This is a genomic window from Flavobacterium luteum, from assembly GCF_008806775.1.
GTDB lineage: Bacteria > Bacteroidota > Bacteroidia > Flavobacteriales > Flavobacteriaceae > Flavobacterium > Flavobacterium luteum.
Map to the genome: position 1 here is coordinate 1 of NZ_WAEM01000031.1, position 1,082 is coordinate 1,082.

The window sequence follows — 1,082 nt, forward strand, 5'->3', positions numbered from 1 at the left end:
AATTGGACCAGTAGAAGAAAACAATGTTTACGGAGACTTCTCTTATACTTTAAATTTGGGGGGCGAACGCCGCTTGGCTTTAGGATTAAAAGCAGGAGCTACTTTTCATAAAGTAGGTCTCTTAGATCAAGTAGCTGGAAATGTACCTGATTTAGGCGATCCAGCTTTCTCTTCAAACATAAACAAAACTTATTTAAACATAGGTTCTGGATTGTTCTATTATACTAACAAATATTACATTGCTTTTTCGGTGCCAAATATGCTAAAATCAAAACATTTAGACATTACAAGAGAAGGTCAAGATGTTAACTTCGGAACCGAAGCCCTGCATTATTTCTTAACAGGCGGTTATGTGTTTGATATCAATCCGAATTTAAAATTCAAACCTTTTGCTATGATAAAATCGGCGTTTAATGCGCCAGTATCAGTCGATGCTTCCACGAACTTTATGTTTTATGACAAATTCGAAATTGGCGCCACCTATAGATTACAAGACAGCTTTGGTGCTATGGTCAATTATGCCATATCTCCAAATCTAAGAATTGGATATGCCTACGATCATATTGTTTCCGATTTGAATGTAACAACCCCATCATCACACGAAATTATTTTGTTATTTGATTTGAATTTCCCTAAAAAAGTATCCCAATCACCAAGATATTTCTAACCTAAAGCAAACCAATACAATGAAAAACATATACCTATTAGTAAGTTTTGTGATTGCAACGACTCTTTGTGCACAAAATGCAGCCACCAAAAAAGCCGACAAACTATTCAATCGTTACCAATATGTTGCTGCCGCAGAAGAATACCTAAAAGTAGTAGACAACGCAAAAGCAGATGGCTATGTGTACAAGCAATTAGCAGACACTTATTTTAACATCTTTAATACTGCCGAAGCTACCAAGTGGTATGCCAAAGCTATTGAAACTCCTCAAGATGCTGAGACCTATTACCGCTATGCGCAAATGCTAAAAGCCAACGGCAAGTATGAAGAAGCCAACAAGCAAATGAAAAAATTTGCAAGCTTGGTACCAAACGATCAACGTGCCCAAACGTTTCAACAAAATCCAAACTATATT

1 protein-coding gene and 1 pseudogene are annotated in these 1,082 nt (G+C 36.5%); both read left to right on the top strand.

Translation table 11 applies throughout. The features are described 5' to 3' along the window. The coding region (locus F6464_RS14360; protein WP_151108627.1) for a PorP/SprF family type IX secretion system membrane protein at nucleotides 1–667 on the top strand (667 nt) is incomplete at its 5' end. Between the two features lie 19 nt (nucleotides 668–686). Next, a pseudogene (locus tag F6464_RS14365) lies at nucleotides 687–1,082 on the top strand (tetratricopeptide repeat protein); the annotation flags it as partial.